Here is a 20402-nt window from a genome sequence, read left to right as displayed (position 1 = left end):
GAATCTAGCTCACCCAAACAAAGACAAAAGCCGAATCCAAAAAATTTTGGATCCGGCTAAGAATGTAAAGGTATAGTTATTGCAAATAACATTGAGTGCAATAATGGTTAACTTTCCCACGCTGGTATGAGCCAGATCAGGTCCAAAGGGTCAAGAAACCTCTATGCGTTTCCCTCTCAGCCTGACTCATCAGACTCCCCTAGTTAATGCTATTAAGTTTGATGATAGTGTAGCAGATATTGCTAATAGATGGAAGCTTCATTTGATTATTTTTGGCACATTCATCAAGAATCAGCTTCTGATTAGACTTCGGAGCGTATGCGAAACAGCTCATCGGACGCCCCCAGGAAGCTTTGCTCTGCGCAAAAGCGAAGCGTCAGCTACAAATGTTTTCTGTAGCGAAAGCAAAGCGTCAGCTACAAAGCGCACAGCCGGAACGGAATTCAACTTCACGTTATTCGATGAATTCATATACTTTGAAGATTTATCGGAACAAAATCTCATTTTATCGGAACAATTTTAACTTTTATCGGAATATTATCTTGTTTTATCGGAACAATTTTAACTTTTATCAGAACAATTTCAGTTTTTATCAACTATGGGCAATCAAATGAGCACCTAGCCATTAGGTAAACAACAGTTCCGCTACATAAATCACGATTGTCACTGTAATACAGCTTACAATCGTTGAAAATAAAACTGTTTGTGCAGCAGTTGCCGATTCTACGTCATATTCTAATGCCAAACTTGAGCTATTTCGCGACGTCGGGAACGAACTAGCTATAAAAAGTGATTGTGCCACGACACCGTCAAGACCAAGCGCAAAAATGATAAACAATGCTACGGTTGGCCCTATGACTAGTCGCGTAAAACAGCTAATGAATACCACTTTATTGAACATGGATTTGATTTCAAGCTGGGATAGTTGTGCCCCTAAAGTTATTAATGCTACAGCGATAAAGCCATCTGCCACATGATCTATCGGAATTCTTACAAACTGTGGAATAGCAATATTAAAATAGTTCATTGCCACACCAATAATAAGTGCATGAATAATAGGCATTTTGAGGAAGTCTTTCACAATAGACATGCCCGATTTTGTTGAAGAGATTAAATTATACAAGCCGTAAGTGTAGGTCGTCATATTTTGAAATATTACAAGAATGACCTGAATTGCTACTCCAATCGGCTGGGTCACAAAAATCATCTGTGCAACCGGAATACCATAGTTACCTGAATTAATTAGGACAACACTATTTTTAAACACTGCCGCCTCTGTTTTTACTAAACCGAGTCCCTTTGCTAGAAAGTGACTAAGCACCATTTGGCTTCCGATAAAGAGTAGGATAAATAACGCAACTTCCCCAAGTACAGACAGCTCTATACTCGTTTCATATAAATTCACAAAAACAGCTGCTGGCATGAAACAATATGTAATAAGTTGGGATAACGCCTTTAAATTAAAGCGAAATTTCTTTTGTAAAACTGCGCCAAGTACTAGAAGCACTAAAATCGGAGCTACAATTTGAAAAAATATCATACCGAGATACACCATAGTGATGTCCCCCTTCCCTCTCCTATAGTAGTGCTGTTTTTATGCTTGGTCAATGTACTTCAAAATCAACTCACCGCTCATATCAAGGCATTTTTTCTGAACACACTGAACTAATACAGTGTCTTTAATAGATGGTAAAAGTTATCTTTCGGAACGTTATAGCGCTTGAAATGAGCGTGATTTCCGCACCAAATTACCAAGTTTCGCGCAAAAAAAAACCGCACTTCACTTTCAGATTTTCTGAAATAATTAAGGATTCTTAAAAACGAACGATACAGAAAAAGGGACTACATTTCATTTAAGAATAATAAATAGTAAAATATACCCTTTATGTACTAAATTAGAGAAATATATGATATATTATCCATTAAATACGATGATCGGAGTGACTAAAATGAAGAATAAAGTATTAACGACTTTTATGGCAACTGCTATTACAGCAACCCTAGTATCACCAATGTCAACTGCAGATGCCGCTTCAAATGATTCATCTTTAAACCACTCAATTCAAATGGATGGGCAGGTAGCTGCAGCCAAAACAAAGGGGCAAACTGTTACCATTAACAACGTCACTAAAGAGAAAGTACTTACATCCAATGGCCAATTTAAAATTAGTCAGTCGCTGAAACCTCTCTTTAAAACAGCGAATAGCACTGCATTGAAGAATGCCCAAGCTACAATTGTAGTAAAAAACGGCGAAATTACGAGCATTACAGAACTAACATTAACTAAAGCTGGCACTGACAATAAAGCGGTATATTTTGATGGTGGTGACGCACAAATTGAAGGAAGCCTAACTGTAAATGCGGATTATGTAAAGGTTCAAAATGTAAACATTAAAGATAAGCTTATTGTAACTAATCTTGTGAAGAAGGCCATTACAATTGATAACGTTGCTATTGGGGATACAATTACTTTTAAGCCTTTATTGACTAGAAATATTAATTGGTTAAATGTTTCCCTAAAAGATATTAAATCTCCAAACATTAACTTGGAGCGCACTAAAGTAAATGTGACTTCTGACAAAGCTATTTCAAAAATCGATGTAGTTGGTAAAGTTGCAGCATTTGAAGTTACAGCCAATGTTGATAAGCTTACAATCGATGTTGAGAATGATTTTAGCCTTTACGGAGAAGGTAAAATTGAACAAGTGATCGTCAAACACGGGGCAAAGGTGGCATTAGATTCAGGACACCTAATTAACAAGGTGCAGGTGGATGATAAAAAAGCCTCTGTGATATTACCTGTGGTGAATAAAAATGAGCTTAGTAATTTAGTAGCTATACCTCCGTACGTTGCCGTATCCGTTAATGGATATGACGTTTTAACAACTGAAAGATGGACGACGCAGGCTGAACGTACAGCATTCGAATATGCCTTAAGCAGCGCAAGAGCAGTAGCTAATAATTCCAACGCCTCTCAGGAACAAGTAAACAATGCTATTACACAATACAGAATTGCATTAACCGTTTATCAAGCTGTGCAAAAAACTGGAACAAAATATGGTTATAGCGATAAGTCTTCATTACAATCAACGATTAATTCTATTCAGTATGTAACGGTTTCTTGGAACAATGGTAATGATATAGCATCATATGTACCTTGGACGACGCAAAGTGAGAAGGATGCTCTTACCTCTGCCGTTTCATCGGCTCAGTACGTTGTAAATAATAGCCATGCAACGCAGTCTGATATCACCAATGCTATTAGCAATTTAAACTACGCTATCACTGTTTATAAGAGCGCTCAAAAATATGGTACTTATCAATACAATGCCGATCGATCTGACCTTTTATCACTTATTAACTCTGTTCAGTATGTAACCGTCTCTGTGAATGGATCTGAACTATCCTCCAATGTAATTTGGACGACGCAAAGTGAAAAAGACGCTCTAGTTTCTGCTGTTTCATACGCACAAAGTACTGCAAATAATAGTTCTTCGTCTCAATCAGATATTTCGTATGCATATAGTTACTTATATAATGCCATTTCAACATATAGGGGTAATTATAAATCAGGTGCGAATTATGGGAATTACGTTGATAAATCTTGGCTAAAGTCACTCATTAATTCTGTTCAGTACGTAAAAGTTTCTGCGAATGGAGATGGCTCTGATATCCCCTATTATGAAAGGTGGACAACAGCACGAGAAAAACAGGACCTAGAAAAAGCAGTTGATTATGCCCAATCTGTTGTTAATAACTCCTATGCATCTTCGTACGAGGTGACAGATGCTATTAACAGTTTAGACAGGGCCATCAAAATCTATAAAGATGTCCAACGTTCAGGTAAACAATAAAAATTGAAAGGACTTGGCACAATGCCGAGTCCTTTCATGTTGAGGAAAAACAACTATTGTATGAATAAAATTAAGTTGTCCTATTAAATATAATATGGTTCTTCAATCTCATATAAAATCAAATCTCAACCCAAAATATCTACCGGCGAAATCATACTCATTTTTCTCCAGTCTTTATACCATTCTTCAATTTCCTCTCTAGGCTCCATCGCTAATTGCTCCTGCAGCATTTTTTTTAATAGCCAATATTGCTCCTCTACTGCAGCAACGTTGTTCAGTAAATCATAGAGCTTCATCAAGGTGAAATAGCTTTCTTCCTCATCAGGTGAAAATAATTGAACTTTTTCTTGCACCTTCACAGCAGCTTGATAGTCTTTATTTTTTATATAGAACTCACTTAATTGTTGAGCATGGCGCAACCACAATCGTCTTAGTCGCTCTTTTTCACTTTCTGACCATATATAACCGTCATCACCTAAATAATCGCCTGTATAAGCTTGGAATACACACTCATACTCCTCTATCGTTCCCTGATCAAGTGGAGGCAAAGATTTTAATTGAGTTAGCCATTGCTCTACATCAATTACCACATTTTCTAGCAATACTCTATAGCCTGAATTTAGTAATGGACTAGAGATCTTCACACCATCTAGTCCATAATTTTTTAAAGTTTGTCGGACGGTGTAAATAGCTGTATATAGCTGCTTGGAGGCCTTATCTATATCGGATTCTGGCCAAAACAACTCCAAAATGGTGTCTCGATAAATCATTTCATTGCGATGGCTAAGCATATAAGTAAACAATCCTTTTGCTTTCGATGTACGCCATTTCATTAATTGTGTATTACCATCAGGCGTAACTACCTTCAGGCCCCCTAATAGCTGAATCGTTTTTTTCTTAGTTGGAATTGGTGGATTTTTTTCGATAATCCGTTGTAATCGTTCCAATGCTTTATGCAAACGAGGCTTTTGCACAGGCTTTAATAAATAATCTATAGCATGCAAATTGAAAGCATCTATAGCATATTGGTCAAATCCTGTAGTAAAAACAATTTCTACGTTTGGCAATAGTTCTTGAATTTTTTCCCCGAGCGCAAGTCCATCCATATTAGGCATTACTATATCTAAAAATACAACATCAGGTTGTAAACTTTGTATTTGAGCAATCGCTTCTAAAGAATCTGTATAATCTCCAACTATGTCAATTTCCGGGATACTACTTTTTTCAATTAAGGTTTTTAGTCTCATTAATGGCAAATATTCATCATCGACTATTACAATTCTCATAACATCCCCTCCTAAAAAGCTAGTCATATATCATTAATATCGTTCATTTATATTAATTTTGATAAAAAATGTTACTTTTGAAGGAGTTTTTGAGAATCTGTCGAAAAATATCATCTATGATAAAAACAAAAACTCTTTCAAAAAAAATAAAAATTTTCCTGATTGCTAGTATATTCTTTACCTTGCTTACATTACTGCGATTCGCCTGGATGGATTTCATTAATGTCCCAGAAGGATTAGTTGCGAAACAAGGGACTATCGATTTAAGAGGTATTGAAACTAGTAAAGATTTTCAAAGAAAACTACAGGGTGAATGGGCGTTTTACCCAAATACCCTACTCGTTTCCAAAAACCAAAAACCATCTGAACAGAATGATCATGAAATTTATTCCGCTTTACCAGAATCTTGGGATCAATACTTTAACAACGGAAAAAACATTCATTTTGGTTCTTATCGCTTAACTATTTTGAAAGATCACAAAAAGCCTCAACTATATGGCATTACTATACCCGAAGGACTGTCACCATATGAGCTTTATGTTGATGGACAGCTTATTGGTGGTCTAGGAGACATGACATTAGATAATGAAAAAACTGCCCCCATCGGTAGACCTATCACCTATTATTTTACACTAGATTCCAGTGAGAGTGAGATCATCATACAAGGCTTCCAAACAAATCGCTATGCACAAGGTGGTTTTACAAAAGAAATAATTTTTGGCGATTTACAGTCTATGGAACAATCCAAGTTTTTTTCATTTACAACGCAAATTGTAGTTTGTCTAGTGTTTATAATTTACTTACTTTTCACGATTTTACTTTATGGAATAGGAATTCGAAGTAACTCACTTATTTACTTCACAATGCACATTATTTCGACATGTATAACTATTCTTGCTTCAAGCAATAGAATTTTATATATTTACATGCCCATTAACTGGATTTGGGCGAATAAAATATATTACTTCTTTTATATTAGTACCATGCTATTTCTCTTTTTATTTTTACGCGATCTGGTCAAGGAGTATTCCAAACCCAAAATATTAAATGTTATTCCAATACTATTAGCTGCATACTTACTGTTTATTGTCATAGCTCCTATCGAGTATATTGTTAGTACTAAAATTATTTTCATAATACTCCTTATTGTTTCACCTATTATTATAACCATTTTCATGCTAATTATAGTAATTAAAGGAGACAACGGAGTAACATTTTTATTATTAATGGGTGCTGCGGTTGTAAATAATTCGTTATTTTTCTCATTTGGCCAGAAAAATTACCCATTCGATATATTGATTGCTATCAATGCCTTATCAGCATTTTGGATTACTCGTTATTTCCAAACAACGCAGCAAACTGAAAAGCTTTCCGTGAAGCTGCAAAAAGAGATAAATACAAAGGATGATTTTCTTGCAAATACCTCACATGAGCTTCGCAATCCACTGCACGGCATGATGAGTATTGCACAAACACTCTTAGTGAAGCAGGATCATCAACTCGCTGAAAATAATAATGACGATTTAAAGCTTTTGCTAACAATCGGTAATCATATGTCCTATATGCTAGATGATTTACTTGATTTAGTAAATTTAAAGGAAAAAACTATTCGTCTTCAGCTAAAGCCGATCAATGCTTATAATCTAGCAAGCGGTGTAAGCAATATATTTCTTTTTATGTTAAAAGGTAAACCTGTAGAGGTAATAATAGACATCCCTAAAGATTTACCACCTGTGTTGGCAGACGAGACTCGGCTTATTCAAATTTTTACGAACTTACTTCATAATGCTATTAAATTTACCGAAAAAGGTTCTATTACTTTCGATGCCGAAGTGGTCGGCAAAAAACTATATATTTCTATTACGGATACAGGGATTGGCATTGAAAAGGACATGCAAGAAAAAATATTTGAGCCCTATGAGCAAGTTGATTCAAGTATGACATCTATCGGTGGTGGACTTGGTCTAGGATTAAGTATCTGCCAAGAACTCGTTACCTTACATGGAGGCACAATGTCGCTGTCATCCACTGTTGGCAAAGGCTCTACGTTTACTTTCTCATTACCGATAGCTAAAGACTTGGCGGTGGATGAAGCCGACTTAAACGCTGAACATGATGCTTCTCTTTCAAAATACGTTTCATTATTAAACAACCTTTCTATGATTGAAGGTGAAATTACTGCAGCTACTGAACAAGGGTCCCTTGTGACAAGTCATTCGCGTGTTTTAATTGTTGATGATGACGCTGTGAACTTACAGGTGCTTGTTAATGTGCTGTCAACGGAGCCATACGAAATTGAAACGGCAATAAGTGGTGCAGAGGCTCTAAAAAAACTACAGGAAAGCAACTTTGATTTAGTCATTTCTGATATTATGATGCCGTATATGTCAGGCTATGATTTAGCAAAATGGATTCGTGAGCGATTCTCTATTTCCGAGCTACCTATTCTTTTCTTAACAGCTCGTCAGCAAAGAGAGGATATACAGCTTGCTTTTTTAAGTGGTGCAAATGATTATGTAAAGAAACCAGTGGAATATGTGGAGCTTAAATCAAGGGTCCATGCACTCGTTCGTGTTAAGCAATCCAGTGAAGAACGTCTACGCATCGAAGCAGCATGGCTACAAGCTCAGATTCAGCCCCACTTTTTCTTTAACACACTTAACTCTATTATTTCTCTACACGGAGTAGACGATGAGCAAATGGAGGAATTACTGCTTGCTTTTAGTGATTATTTACAGATGAGCTTTGATTTCCAAAATGCTGACTTAGTTGTGCCTCTTAACTATGAATTAAAGCTGGTCCGCTCCTACATAGCCATAGAGCAAATACGCTTTGGCAATAGAGTTCAAGTAGAATGGGACATCCCTGAAATAATAGAGTTATCCGTCCCACCACTGTCGATTCAAACACTGGTTGAAAACGCCATCCAGCATGGGATTTTACCTAAACAACAAGGAGGAACCATCACAATTCGCATTATAGAGGTCGACGAGTACTTTACAATCTCCATTTCCGATAATGGCGTTGGCTTCGATAACACTGACCCTAAAAAGAAAGCAAGTATCGGTCTCGTTAATACTGAACAACGCCTAAAGCAATTATTTGGCGCGCAATTAACGATCGAAAGTGTGATTGGACAAGGCACGACCATCTCTTTCCCAATTCCTAAATAAGGGTAGGATCATCGGGTTCTATCCGTTCTACAAATTAAAAAACAACAGGCTAGATCCCTAAAGCCTGTTGTTTCTTTTATATAAGCAATATTGCCTCTGCATAGGTTTTAAAATCACCTAAATGATTCTCAATAATTGCTTGGAGTATATTTAATTCGATTGCTTGATAATCGCGCACAGCAATATTTCGGAACCCAATCATATTTATTAATGTTTTTGCTAATGCATGGTCTATAATGTTATTTTCCTCAAGAAACTTGAATGCTTCTCTACTCGTTTTAGGTAAACCAAGCTTTAAATCACTAACAATATGCATTGCCAAATCAATACTAGCTTCACACGCACGTTGAATATTCAAAACGATACTGTCCTGCTTCGTAAAATCTTGCAAATTTTCAGGATTACCACCATACACCTCGTTGACACGGCTCACACAGCGTTCAATTGTAGCAATCTTATTTAGAATAACATCATTATTCACCATAGACACTACCCCTCTCTTCAATTGCCTTCAGAATTCCCGCACGTTGTTCATTTAACGTCACATACATTGATAGAGCCCTCATTCGTTCTTTAACAAAGGCGTTTTCATCTTGGCAATCAATGACCATACCACTTGAAAAAATTTGTGCTGCAAACACTGTATCAACCGTCTTCATATCGACTAAATCAACATCAATATTACAAGCATGTGCAATTTCTCCGGCTAATAGAAAACGTTCATAACCCGAGAGAGGCTTATTTGCATAATACGCTATATCTAAATCACTATCTTCACGTGCCGAACCCCGCGCATAAGAACCAAAAACAATAACAAAGGCTGGATTAACAGCTGATGCTAGTTTTTCAACAACTACCTTCTGCCAGTTTTGTTGCAAATCAAACACCCCCGCTCCTTCTTAGGATCATTATAACAAAATCTATCTTTGTATGAGGGTTCTAACCGTTTGTTTCGGGATTCTATCTTGCAGTTTTGCAGTTCTATCCATCATTCTTACGATTCTATCCATCACTTTGCGGGTTCTACCCACCATTCTTGCGATTCTATCCATCTTATCCATCTCTATTGAAAAGCGACCCTTACCTGTCATATTCCCATAAGTACATAAGACACAAAATGTTTTAAAAGAATGCACTACCTATCTACCTATTCACTCAAAATATACATAAAATAATCCTAATATATGATAAAATTGGTTTATCTTACTCAGCAGAAGTCCCCACCTCAAAAGTTGTGGTATGAATCGGATGTAGTTCCATTTCAATAAGTGCCCAAGCACCTGCTGAAAATAGAGGAACTCAGTCTAAGAACGCCACGTCCTGTGGCAACGACTGAGTGACCAACATCATGCTGACGCTACGTTGCACTGCGCTTTCGCACAAAAAACATCATGTTGGCCTAAAGTTTCCGGCGGATGTCACTGATTTTGAAAGGAGTGAATTGTGCGGGCACGATTCAAAATCCGGACTCAATTACGCCAAGGCGAAATTGATCAACATATATTAGGATATTCTCAAGGCAATCAAAGATTTCATCTAGGACAAAAATCCCGATGAATTACTATGACACTTATGAAAAAACCAATTAGGAGGTTTCCCGTATTATGAAAAACAAAAGAAAACTAGCCTTCCTCGCCCTAGTTGCGGCCCCTTCACTAATCTATGCTGCACCTACTATGTCAGCATCGGCTGCTGATATTACAGGACAGGTAAAAACTGCTTACATATACGATAATACTTATTACTACAACTCTAAGGTTTCGAATGTTGTTCGACTTATTTCGAATATTAATGATACAACCGCTTCATTCCAAGCAAATTTAGAGACAGCTAGCAAAGCATACGATGAGTTGACTGCAACGGAACAACAGTACGTGACGAATTATTCAACGCTGTCCAATCATAAACAGACGAAAGTAGCGTATCGTAAGCTTGCTGATCAAATTGAAGAGAAATTAGCATCGGTGGAATCGACTTCCGTTAATTACTACCAAAATGTTATGGAAACGAAAGATTGGTACAATACGTTAAATGCAGCGCAAAAGACCTTTGTAAGTGCGGAATCACAAAGAATATTGACATCCTATATTTCACCAAACACATCTATCGATAAAGTGGTCAATAAAATCCAATTATTAAACTCTTCTCGCATTACCTTTCATCAAGATGTAGCTGATGCTAGAGCTGAGCTTAATGCACTACGCAGACATACAAACGTCTCATTACCTGCTGGTGTCGAAAAGATGTTGTTAGATGCTGAACAGCTTGTTGTAAAGGATAAGGCGGCAGCTAAGGAAGTAGAAAATGCCATTGCCGATTTATCGCCTAAAACGTCCACTGCCCAAGATGTACAGGCAGTGAAAACAGCCTTCGAAGCTTTAACACCTGTGCAACAGCAGCTTGTGCCAAACGTTTGGACTTTAGTAGACTTTGTAAATGGAAAATATGATCTACCGACTAAAGGAAACGGGACTAAAACTCCAGTTTTATCGGATACGACAGCCGTACCTGGTAAGATCACTGCTATGACTAGAAACAAAAATACCTATACAGCAAAAATAAACGTTGCAGACTCAGAAAATAGTACAGAGCGCTTCGTTTTAACAACAAAATCCAATATGACTGTTATTATTCCACCACTAGGAACTCTTCTTAATGAGGATACTGGTGTTATGGAAATTCAAATTACACGAAATTTGAATCGTATCACATTCCAGGCAACATTAAATAAAAAACCAGTTGAATTCGAAGGAGATATGGAAATCATTATCAATAACCTATCACCGAATGCCTCCATCGTTCGTACCTATGACTTTGGCGAACAAGAACCTGCTGATTACACAGTAGAAGGAAATCGTCATTTCATTCAAACAAAGACATCTGGTTCATTCCAAATTGTTAGATAGTAATCCACTAATGATCTTCAGTAAAAAAATCATAGCCCTCTGCCAATTTTATTATTTGCGGAGGGTTATGATTTTTTCTGCTCTGCTTTTGCTTCTTCACAGTCAACCTCTTCTTTCAAAAATTCAATGGGCACCTGTAACGAAATCCCTCTTATATTAATACATCATAAAGAGGACCTTTTCATATCATTACACCAACAACTTTGCTCTACTTGGTATTTCAAACAGCCCCCTTTATCAACATTTCTTGGTCCAACAACTGATTAGGCAATGCGCTTTCATTCCCTTCATAAGAACGCTCTTTTATCGCGTTCTTTCAAAGAAAAATCAGAAAACTATTGACAATTGTCATAAAACGGGGATAATCATTAATAAAGTTTCCTTAGAGAAACAATATGAAGTTCAGGAAATATTATTATAGAGAGGAATAAAAAATGCGTATGGAAAAAACATTGAAACCACTTTCTGAATGCTCATTTGGAGATTGCTTTTTAATAAAAGAAATTAATATTAAGGGTCCACTTAGAAGAAGATTATTAGATTTAGGCTTTGTGAAAGAAGCAGAAATCTCTGTTCTTCGTAAAAGTCCTTTAGGCGACCCTGTTGCTTATCGCGTAAGTAATACGACGATTGCATTACGTAATGATGAAAGCTCTATGATTTTAGGCGAAATTGTTAGGGGGAATACAAAATGAGCGTAAATAGAATAGCTTTAGCAGGAAATCCAAATACCGGTAAAAGTACATTGTTTAATACATTAACAGGATTGAAGCAACATACTGGGAACTGGCCAGGGAAAACGGTTGTTCATGCAGAAGGATCTTTTGAACACAAAGGAGAGCAATATGTACTCGTGGATTTACCCGGGACCTATTCTCTATTTTCCAATTCAGCAGATGAAGAAGTTGCAAGAGACCATATTGTTTTTGACCAACCGGATGCAACGATTGTTGTGCTTGATGCAACATCATTAGAGAGAAATTTAAATCTTGCGCTCCAAGTTTTAGAAATGACTGATAATGTCATCATTTGTATCAATTTAATTGATGAAGCGGAGAAAAAAGGTATCCGAATTGATGAAAAGAGATTAGCTCGTGAACTAGGAGTCCCAGTTGTAAAAATATCGGCAAGAAATAAAAAAGGCATTAATCGATTGCTGGATACATTAAATCAACTGGTGAATGGGACAATTGTGACAACTCCGTATCGCATGAAATACTCGAAAGATATAGAGGACGCCATTACAAAGATAGAATCGAAATTAGAAGGTTATTTTGATGAAAAATATCCATCGAGATGGGTTGCCCTTCGCTTACTTGATGGTGATGAGGAATTGATCTTAAAACTGCAAAATCATAAGAATAATAAACAGCACGAGGTGAGAACGAATGGAGTCCCAGTCAGTGTTAAATCATAATTCACTTAAGGGTATTTTAGCTAAAGTGAACGAGGTTTCGAATGAGGATATTCGAGATGAAATCGTTAGTGATATTTATACTAAAAGCAAATCTTTATGTAAAAAAGTAGTATCGCAGCAACCTGCAATGTACAGATCTGATAAATTAGATGAAATTTTCACATCCCGCATTTGGGGATTCCCTATTATGCTTATCTTGCTTGGGACTGTCTTTTACATTACTATTGCTGGCGCAAACGTACCATCAGATATGTTAGCAAACTTATTCGGCTATCTAGAAGGTAAGCTAACCATTCTTTTTGAAGCAATGCACGCACCAGAATGGCTACACGGTATTTTAATTCTTGGGCTATTTAGAGGTACCGGTTGGGTTATTAGTGTTATGCTACCTCCAATGGCTATATTCTTCCCTATGTTCGCTCTATTAGAAAACTACGGTTATCTACCACGTGTAGCATTTAATATGGACCGTTTATTTAAACGAGCAGGTGGACACGGAAAACAATCATTAACAATGGCAATGGGCTTTGGCTGTAATGCTGCTGCTATTCTGTCAACGAGAATTATAGAATCCCCTCGTGAACGAATGTTAGCCATTTTAACGAACAATTTTGTTCCTTGTAATGGGAGATGGCCAACACTTATTTTATTAGCATCCTTATTTATGGTAACTGGTTTTTCAGGTGCAACAAGTACACTTGTAACATCGGCCATTTTAATAGGATTTGTTATGTTGGGCGTCGTTGTAACATTATCTGTTTCATGGGTCCTTTCTAAAACAGCTTTAAAGGGTGTACCAACCCATTACACATTAGAGCTTCCACCATTCCGAAAACCAAAGTTCTGGGATACAATTTTAAGAGCAAGTATTGATAAAGCATGGAATGTACTAAAAAGAGCAGTTATCGTTGCAGCTCCTGCCTCTATTTTGACTTGGGTATTCGCCAATATTTACGTTGGTGATACAAGTATTCTAATGCACTTTATTAACTTTTTAGAGCCGTTTGGTCACGCTCTTGGTATGGATGGTTTTATTATGGCTGCATTTATTCTTGGGCTTCCAGCCAATGAAATTGTTATCCCTATCCTGATCATGGCGTATTTATCCCAAGGAGCTATGCTAGAAATTGAGGATTTATCGAAGCTAAAACAAGTGTTTATCGACCAAGGTTGGACATGGCTAACAGCTTTAAATATGATGTTATTCTCACTGCTACACTTCCCTTGTGGAACGACTTTAGTCAATATTTATAAAGAAACAAAAAGTGCAAAGTGGACATTTATGTCGTTTTTAATTCCAACGGTTATTGCCATTGGCGTAACATTGCTAACAGCAACAATTGCTCGAGCGTTTGGTTGGGTGTGATGATGAAAGGGCTGGTCTAAAACCAGATACCCCTTATTTGATATCACATACGTATTTACACCGCATAAGGGCTTAATTTTTCATAAAACGATAGAGCAAGAAACTATAAATGGAAAGGCAGCTTACAAGTTATCCTTTTGATATTCCCATAATAAACACCTTAAATTGATTTACTCAATTTAAGGTGTTTTTATAATCTAGGACGCTACATTCGACTATGGTCTCTTAATATTTCTCTAGGATTAATTCCAAATCTCTCTTTAAAAATCTCTGCAAAATAGCTAGGATTAGAATATCCCACTGCATTCGCAATGTCTGTTACATTCATAGTTCCCTCTTGTAATAAAAGAAATGCCTTCTCTAACCTTTTTTCTCGTAAATATCCAAACACTGTTTTTCCGAACATCTCTTTAAATCCCTTTTTTAATTTGTAATCGTTTAAACCAACTAAACGTGATAGTTCAATAAGTGTAGGAGGATTAGACATACGTTCTGTAATAATTGATTGAGCTTGCTGTATTTTGGTTCTATCACTTTTTGAAAACATAACAGGGCTAAGAGAATTATCAACTAGTTGAGAACGAAATGTCATTGATAATAGCTGTAATGCTCGACATTCTAGCTCTAAATTGGTCATGTTCTTACCTGCTATAGCATCTAACATTTGCTGAACAATAATTAAGGAAGATGCGTTAATTCTCTCTTGAAAGAGTCTATATCGTTTCCCACCAAGAATTTTAGAGAAATTTGGGGATTCCTCACTAGTTTTACTAGTTTCACTCATAAAATGATTAAAAGTTGAAACCGGAATACCAATTCCAACCATTTGATAGGATTGGTTTTTATGAAACATAAAATTTGCCCCCACCTGCTCTATAAATTGAAGCGAGCATGTTCCTGAAGAAATTTCATATTCTGAGCCTGAGATGTAAACACCTCTATTACCTTGTAAGCAAAGACTAAGCTCAACCATAGGCTGTTTTGTAACTATTTGCATTTGGTGCTCTCGATAAAATGAGTAATCAGATATAACCACTTCTAAATCTCGACGGGGAATAAAACGATGTATAGCTCCTTCCTGCATATTTGGTTGGAATACAAACGGGCATTCATGTACCTTTGATATTTCCAATGCATGAAAAAATTCATTAAAATTATCATGGAAATTAGTATTCAACGTGTTCATCACCACCCTTCAGTTTATTGAGAATGATTATCAATTATAACCAAAGTATAGCAAATGAACTGCGATTTAGCTATTCTTCTTTAGTTGTAAGTGCCATTGATAGCAGTAAACACAAAAAGAAGATAGTAGCTCCAAAACCATAAGCAGTAACATATCCCCCAGCATATTCTATAAGCCATCCTGCAAGTCCAGGCCCAATCATTTGACCGATAGCATAAAAGATAGAAATAAAGCCGATCGCTGATGCCACATATTTTACCGATACCTCCTGGCTTGCCTTCATTTGAATGAGCACAAGGACACCTCCAAGCGACGAGCCCCATATAATAGCAGACACGATAAATCCAACTACATTAGGAAATAGCATTGGAAAAACATCTCCAACAATTGATAAAAGCAACGCTGCCATTAATGCTTTTTTTACGCCTATCTTATCCGCTAGCATTCCCCATAATGGCGCACCACCAATAGAAACGATCCCTGCAACAGCATAAATTGAGCCTGCCACTGCATTAGAAAGCCCGATGTCTCTCATATAGCTTGTTTGATATAAATTCGGAATAAGATAAACAAGTCCAACGGCAAAATAAATTCCAGCTATGAGGTATAGCTCTTTACTTCTCCAGACTTTAGTTTTTTCTTGTACAGAACTCTTTTCTGCCGAGTGTGGTGTCTTTATCACAAAAAATGCCACTAATACGACTATGATTGTGATTACTTCAAATACTAACCACACTCCTCGCCAGCCAAGCTCAGGAAAATGCTGAAGCATAAAGGGCACGATTAATCCAGACAATAACATCCCTACTCCCGCACCACTCATTAGTAATCCCATCACCGTCCCTCTCTTCTTTGGGAATGAGATAACTGCTATTGATAGTAGTGGTGTATAGACGAGAGCACTACCAGCACCAGCTAAAAATAAAGCTATAGCAGCCCACCAAAAGTTCGGGCTAAATATAAGACCTCCTAAACCCGCAATAACTAAGCCTCCACCTACCAACAGCACATTTTTCGCCCCAATACGCATCGTCAGCATTCCAGACAGACCTACCGTAAGTAAATAACCTAAAAAGAGCATCGTACCTAATAAACCTGACTGTGATGTAGTTAATAACAGCCCTTCCTGCATAAAAGGTAATACAATTCCGTAAGCCATACGGGCAAATCCCGTAGTTGTAACGATTAATAGCATTCCAGTCATAACAAATGCCCAAAAATTTTTCATTTTTATTCCCCTTTCATTAATGAATGCCTATGACTCTTAAATTAAAGAAACTATTTAATATGTTTATCTAAGATCTCCTTTTTGATAATTTTTCTCATTTAGAAATATAGTTATCTTAATTTTTTTAGTCCTACTTCTCTACCAATAGACGGATAATAATGCGGTATAACGGATTTTATTTTCTTCTAAACATAAAAAGAGACATCTCAATTGAGACGTCTCTTTTGGGTACTGTATGTTTTATTAGTAATTCTATAAATTATTCGGCCAGCTCTTTATTGAAAAAATGGCAAGCTGAGCAGGCACTCCAAAATTAAAGAACATTAACTTTTGATGATGACTTACTATGAAGTCTTACTTCTCACATCTGGATTGATGATAGAATTCGTTTTATTTAATCAATATTAGTGATTCAATAAATTAGCTGTACATTATTTGCTTTCAGTCTCTCTATCCATTCAGCGGATGGTTTTTTATCTGTTACAAGAACATCGATATCACTAAAATCAAATAGCTTTAAAAATGCTGCTTTATCAAATTTAGTGTGATCTACTAGTAAGAGATTGACCTTAGAATTTTTAAGCATTATTTTTTTTAATTCCGCTTCTGGCTCATTAGATTCCATAATACCATGTTCTAGCGATATCCCCTTGCAGCTAAATACATGAATATCTGCAAAATATCTATTAACAGTAGCTTCTGCAGCAGGTCCAACTAAGGAAAGTGATTTTTTTCGTAATTCTCCCCCTGTTGAAATAATTTGAAAGTGCGAATCGCTAAATTCATTTAATATTTTTATGGAATTAGTGATTAACGTTAAATCTTGTTTATCATACAATGCTTTGACCAATTCAAAAGTTGTTGAACTAGGGTCAACCATTAATTTATCGCCATTTTTAATCAGATGATGTATTTTCGAAACTATTGATTTTTTCAATTCTATATTAAGAGATGTCCTTGTATTAAAAGGTAAATCCTCTGAGCTGTTCCGGTTTATTACAGCCCCTCCATAAGTTCTTGATACAATTCCCTTTTTATCTAATTTTTCAAGATCTCTTCGAATGGTTTCTTCTGTAACTGAAAATTTCTGGCTTAGTTCAGAGACATAAACTTTCTTTTCAATTTGGATTAAATCTATTATTTTTTGCAATCGTTCTTTTGGTAACATAATAAATCCCCATCTTCCTTTTATTTTCCCCTTCTAAAATCGAGACGATAATTCCCAAGCAAGAACAGAGGAAATATCCTCGTTTTGATATTAGTATCACCTCATAAGAAAACTGATAAAAAATCAATCAGATTTATAAGTGCTATCGCCCATTCTCTGGGAAGTAATAAAATTATTTCACAGTACATATGATGGTTTTCGCCTTGTATAACATTGTACTTAGAAAAAAAAATAATCACAAAAATTAGTAGCAGTAGTATCGATTATAAAAATGACAAGATCAAAGCGAAAACTCCTTATCGTGTTATTACCTAGTAACAATAACGATACGTGAGTTTTCGCTTTTTTCATAGTGTCTTCTCTTTAAACTATTCAATTTTCATTCTTCCGTAGATATTTTTGTTAGAGAAAGTGAATCTCCATACGAAGTCAAGCAGATTGGATGCTACTTGATTTAGAGGAAATATGCTAAGAACGGTGACTATTTACAACCTTCAAGATTGTGGTTCGTATACTTTTAAAGAAACAGACCTTTTTATGACCTGTCTTATTTCTGAAAGAGTTGAGACCTCTCCTAAAGCATATAGTTGAATCATAATATTTCCTAGAACACTAGATTCAACGGGACCAGCTACTACTTTCTTGCTTGTCACATTGGCAGCCATTTGGCATAATAATTCGTCTTGAATACCGCCTCCAACCATATGAATCTGCTTTATCTTTTTACCAGTAATACTCTCAAGGTTACGTAATTGATTTTTAAATTCATTTGTTAATCCGTTATAGATCGCAATTGCCCACTCACCTAGATTATCGGGTTTGCCTTGTTTTGTAGAAATGCAATAGGCATTAATAGACTCCAAAACATTATCTGGTGATAAGAATAAAGCATGATTTGGGTTAATATAAAAGTTTTTATTCGATAATTTTGCAGCATTAATAATATCAACAAAATCTATTTTTCTTGTAAACATTTCATTATAGTGCTTTTTTAATTGTTGCAATAAAAACATACCATTAATATTTTTAAGAAATCTGATAGTATTTAATACCCCACCCTCATTGCTGAAAGACTCTTTCAAAGATTGTTCATTAACTATAGGATTTTGAATTTCAAGTCCTAATAATGACCAAGATCCACAAATTAAATATGCACTATCTTCATGTTCTAAAGGTATTCCAGCAACAGCACTAGCAGTATCATGACTTCCTACTGAGATAACCGGAACTGAATTACTCATACCAATTTTTTTCATATGTTTTTTATCTAACATTCCGTAAATCTCGCCAGGAAAAATGATTTCCTGAAAAAGGTGTTTAGAAAATCCTAATCGCTTAATGATGTCAAAATCCCATTGCTTACTCTCTACATTCAATAGTTGACTAGTTGATGCAATTGTATATTCCGTCTTTTTGTTTCCTGTTAAAAAATGATTAAATAAATCAGGCATAAATAATAAGTGTTTTGCCTGTTGATTTAGATCTGGGTTATCTCGGAATCCAGCGAATAGTTGATAAACTGTATTAAAGGGTAAAAATTGTATGCCCGTTTTAGAATAGAATTCTTCAAATTGAATTGGCAATTGTGAAGAGATACCATCTGTCCTAGTATCCCGATAATGGAATGGCCAATGCATAGGTTTTCCTTCTTTATCTAAAAGACAATAATCAACTCCCCAAGTATCAATTCCGATACTATCAAATTCCACCTTATCCTTTGAAGCCACTTCTAACCCCATTAGTATGTGTTTATACAAAAGTTCAAGATTCCAATGTAAATGATTTTCTATTGTAACTGGTTCATTTTTAAAACGATAAACCTCTTCTAAAATGACCTTATCCCCATCATAAACCCCCGCTATTAGTCTTCCGCTTGATGCACCAAAATCAAAAGCTAGGCATTTTCTGTATTTAGTCATCGTAATCTCACCATCCCTATTTCATTTTACTCCACACTCTATCTCAAAAACAACATAAACAGACATTAATAAAGAAATTCATTTTTGTTTATGTTGACAAAGAAGAATTAAAGACATAGAATCTAAGCTAAGATTTGAAATTAGTAAGGAGAGATTTTTAATGAATATTTCAGAGCAAGTATTGAAAGAGCAAATATGCGATATAGGGAAAAGAATGTATACGAAAGACATGGGGGCTGCAAATGATGGAAACATTTCCGTTAAAATTTCAGAAAATTCTTTCTTATGCACCCCGACAGGAGTTTCTAAAGGGTTTATGACCCCCGATATGATATGCAAGATTAATAGTCAAGGAGAGGTAATTGAGGACAATCTATTAAACACAAAGCCATCCTCAGAAATTAAGATGCATTTACGTGTTTATAAGGAACGTCCCGATGTAACATCAGTTATCCATGCTCATCCCTTATATGCCACTGCCTTTGCTATTTGTGGCATGCCGCTTAAAAAACAAATAATGCCAGAATCGACTATTTTCTTAGGAGAGGTTCCTATAGCAGAATATGGGACGCCCTCCACTGAAGAATTACCTAATTCAATCGTTCCTTATCTTCAAAATCATGATGCCATTTTATTAGCTAACCATGGTGCACTAACTTGTGGGATTGATTTAATGAGCGCGTATTTCAAGATGGAGTCCATGGAATTTTATGCGAAGCTTCTTTATCTAACTTCAGTAATCGGAGAACCAAAGGAATTAACGAAAGAACAAGTAGCTACATTGGTTCAATTACGTGAGGAAAAATTCAAAGTTCCTGGTCGTTTTCCTGATTTAGGGGTACATGAATAACATCTTATTAAGTTATCAAATTTAATAAGATGTTATTTTTTAAAATACA

The 20402-nt window shown here is 36.0% G+C and carries 15 protein-coding genes and 1 riboswitch; of the genes, 7 read left to right on the top strand and 8 right to left on the bottom strand.

Going from position 1 to position 20402, the window contains the following annotated elements; all coding sequences use genetic code 11:
- Positions 1-96: 96 nt before the first annotated feature.
- Positions 97-211: riboswitch (TPP riboswitch) on the bottom strand.
- Between the two features lie 414 nt (positions 212-625).
- Entirely contained in the window at positions 626-1555 is a 930-nt protein-coding gene (locus ACQKOG_RS18355; RefSeq protein ID WP_370079670.1) for an AEC family transporter, read from the bottom strand.
- A gap of 394 nt (positions 1556-1949) precedes the next feature.
- Between ACQKOG_RS18355 and ACQKOG_RS18350 the strand changes: the two genes are divergently transcribed.
- On the top strand, positions 1950-3854 hold the full coding sequence (locus tag ACQKOG_RS18350) for an S-layer protein (protein ID WP_427447813.1): 1905 nt from the start codon (positions 1950-1952) through the stop codon (positions 3852-3854).
- 125 nt (positions 3855-3979) lie between these two features.
- On the opposite strand, the gene ACQKOG_RS18345 is transcribed toward ACQKOG_RS18350, so the two are convergent.
- Positions 3980-5140 carry a response regulator gene (locus tag ACQKOG_RS18345; RefSeq protein ID WP_370079667.1) on the bottom strand — a complete coding sequence of 387 codons (1161 nt, stop codon included), beginning with the start codon at positions 5138-5140 and terminating at the stop codon, positions 3980-3982.
- A gap of 209 nt (positions 5141-5349) precedes the next feature.
- Here ACQKOG_RS18345 and ACQKOG_RS18340 point away from each other — a divergent pair, with 209 nt between their 5' ends.
- The gene (locus tag ACQKOG_RS18340; RefSeq protein WP_370079665.1) at positions 5350-8313 is read left to right on the top strand and encodes a hybrid sensor histidine kinase/response regulator; all 2964 of its coding nucleotides are present in this window, start codon (positions 5350-5352) and stop codon (positions 8311-8313) included.
- A gap of 76 nt (positions 8314-8389) precedes the next feature.
- Here the strand turns inward: ACQKOG_RS18340 and hepT are convergent, their stop codons facing one another.
- Together hepT and mntA are read right to left on the bottom strand one after the other, a co-directional pair.
- A complete protein-coding gene (gene hepT / locus ACQKOG_RS18335) occupies positions 8390-8794 on the bottom strand; it encodes a type VII toxin-antitoxin system HepT family RNase toxin (RefSeq protein ID WP_370079698.1) in 405 nt (134 codons plus the stop codon).
- Entirely contained in the window at positions 8787-9200 is a 414-nt protein-coding gene (mntA, locus tag ACQKOG_RS18330; protein WP_370079663.1) for a type VII toxin-antitoxin system MntA family adenylyltransferase antitoxin, read from the bottom strand. Before mntA ends, hepT begins: the two co-directional genes overlap by 8 nt.
- Positions 9201-9917: 717 nt before the next feature.
- Between mntA and ACQKOG_RS18325 the strand changes: the two genes are divergently transcribed.
- The 4 genes from ACQKOG_RS18325 to ACQKOG_RS18310 all read left to right on the top strand — a co-directional run bounded on the left by ACQKOG_RS18325 (position 9918) and on the right by ACQKOG_RS18310 (position 14002).
- Positions 9918-11219 carry a hypothetical protein gene (locus tag ACQKOG_RS18325; protein WP_427447810.1) on the top strand — a complete coding sequence of 434 codons (1302 nt, stop codon included), beginning with the start codon at positions 9918-9920 and terminating at the stop codon, positions 11217-11219.
- Positions 11220-11653: 434 nt separating this feature from the next.
- Positions 11654-11914 (top strand): FeoA family protein, encoded by a 261-nt coding sequence (locus tag ACQKOG_RS18320; protein ID WP_370079657.1) that lies wholly within the window; start codon positions 11654-11656, stop codon positions 11912-11914.
- Positions 11911-12636, top strand: a complete 726-nt coding sequence (locus ACQKOG_RS18315) for a FeoB small GTPase domain-containing protein (protein WP_427447808.1) — start codon at positions 11911-11913, stop codon at positions 12634-12636. Before ACQKOG_RS18320 ends, ACQKOG_RS18315 begins: the two co-directional genes overlap by 4 nt.
- Positions 12608-14002 carry a nucleoside recognition domain-containing protein gene (locus ACQKOG_RS18310; RefSeq protein ID WP_427447806.1) on the top strand — a complete coding sequence of 465 codons (1395 nt, stop codon included), beginning with the start codon at positions 12608-12610 and terminating at the stop codon, positions 14000-14002. Before ACQKOG_RS18315 ends, ACQKOG_RS18310 begins: the two co-directional genes overlap by 29 nt.
- Positions 14003-14207: 205 nt before the next feature.
- Here the strand turns inward: ACQKOG_RS18310 and ACQKOG_RS18305 are convergent, their stop codons facing one another.
- The 4 genes from ACQKOG_RS18305 to ACQKOG_RS18290 form a co-directional block, all read right to left on the bottom strand.
- A complete protein-coding gene (locus ACQKOG_RS18305; RefSeq protein WP_427447804.1) occupies positions 14208-15188 on the bottom strand; it encodes a helix-turn-helix transcriptional regulator in 981 nt (326 codons plus the stop codon).
- 70 nt (positions 15189-15258) lie between these two features.
- Complete coding sequence (locus tag ACQKOG_RS18300; protein ID WP_402873953.1) at positions 15259-16422, bottom strand: MFS transporter; 1164 nt, start codon at positions 16420-16422, stop codon at positions 15259-15261.
- A gap of 406 nt (positions 16423-16828) precedes the next feature.
- The gene (locus ACQKOG_RS18295) at positions 16829-17584 is read right to left on the bottom strand and encodes a DeoR/GlpR family DNA-binding transcription regulator (protein WP_370079649.1); all 756 of its coding nucleotides are present in this window, start codon (positions 17582-17584) and stop codon (positions 16829-16831) included.
- A gap of 494 nt (positions 17585-18078) precedes the next feature.
- Positions 18079-19503: a rhamnulokinase gene (locus ACQKOG_RS18290; protein WP_427447801.1), complete on the bottom strand. Its 1425-nt coding sequence runs from the start codon at positions 19501-19503 to the stop codon at positions 18079-18081.
- A 160-nt stretch (positions 19504-19663) separates the two neighbouring features.
- Between ACQKOG_RS18290 and ACQKOG_RS18285 the strand changes: the two genes are divergently transcribed.
- A complete protein-coding gene (locus ACQKOG_RS18285; protein ID WP_370079645.1) occupies positions 19664-20353 on the top strand; it encodes a class II aldolase/adducin family protein in 690 nt (229 codons plus the stop codon).
- Positions 20354-20402: the final 49 nt, after the last annotated feature.

Origin of the sequence: Lysinibacillus sp. NPDC093216, from assembly GCF_050280325.1 — a bacterium.
Classification (GTDB): Bacteria; Bacillota; Bacilli; order Bacillales_A; family Planococcaceae; genus Lysinibacillus.
Note: the sequence above shows the minus strand (reverse complement) of the source record. Positions and strands in the feature narration are given on the sequence as shown.

Bases quoted from the DNA above. Each gene is read 5' to 3' on its own strand.
- ACQKOG_RS18355 (WP_370079670.1), bottom strand. From the start codon at position 1,555: ATGGTGTATCTCGGTATGATATTTTTTCAAATTGTAGCTCCGATTTTA.
- ACQKOG_RS18350 (WP_427447813.1), top strand. From the start codon at position 1,950: ATGAAGAATAAAGTATTAACGACTTTTATGGCAACTGCTATTACAGCA.
- ACQKOG_RS18345 (WP_370079667.1), bottom strand. From the start codon at position 5,140: ATGAGAATTGTAATAGTCGATGATGAATATTTGCCATTAATGAGACTA.
- ACQKOG_RS18340 (WP_370079665.1), top strand. From the start codon at position 5,350: ATGGATTTCATTAATGTCCCAGAAGGATTAGTTGCGAAACAAGGGACT.
- ACQKOG_RS18325 (WP_427447810.1), top strand. From the start codon at position 9,918: ATGAAAAACAAAAGAAAACTAGCCTTCCTCGCCCTAGTTGCGGCCCCT.
- ACQKOG_RS18320 (WP_370079657.1), top strand. From the start codon at position 11,654: ATGCGTATGGAAAAAACATTGAAACCACTTTCTGAATGCTCATTTGGA.
- ACQKOG_RS18315 (WP_427447808.1), top strand. From the start codon at position 11,911: ATGAGCGTAAATAGAATAGCTTTAGCAGGAAATCCAAATACCGGTAAA.
- ACQKOG_RS18310 (WP_427447806.1), top strand. From the start codon at position 12,608: ATGGAGTCCCAGTCAGTGTTAAATCATAATTCACTTAAGGGTATTTTA.
- ACQKOG_RS18305 (WP_427447804.1), bottom strand. From the start codon at position 15,188: ATGAACACGTTGAATACTAATTTCCATGATAATTTTAATGAATTTTTT.
- ACQKOG_RS18295 (WP_370079649.1), bottom strand. From the start codon at position 17,584: ATGTTACCAAAAGAACGATTGCAAAAAATAATAGATTTAATCCAAATT.
- ACQKOG_RS18290 (WP_427447801.1), bottom strand. From the start codon at position 19,503: ATGACTAAATACAGAAAATGCCTAGCTTTTGATTTTGGTGCATCAAGC.
- ACQKOG_RS18285 (WP_370079645.1), top strand. From the start codon at position 19,664: ATGAATATTTCAGAGCAAGTATTGAAAGAGCAAATATGCGATATAGGG.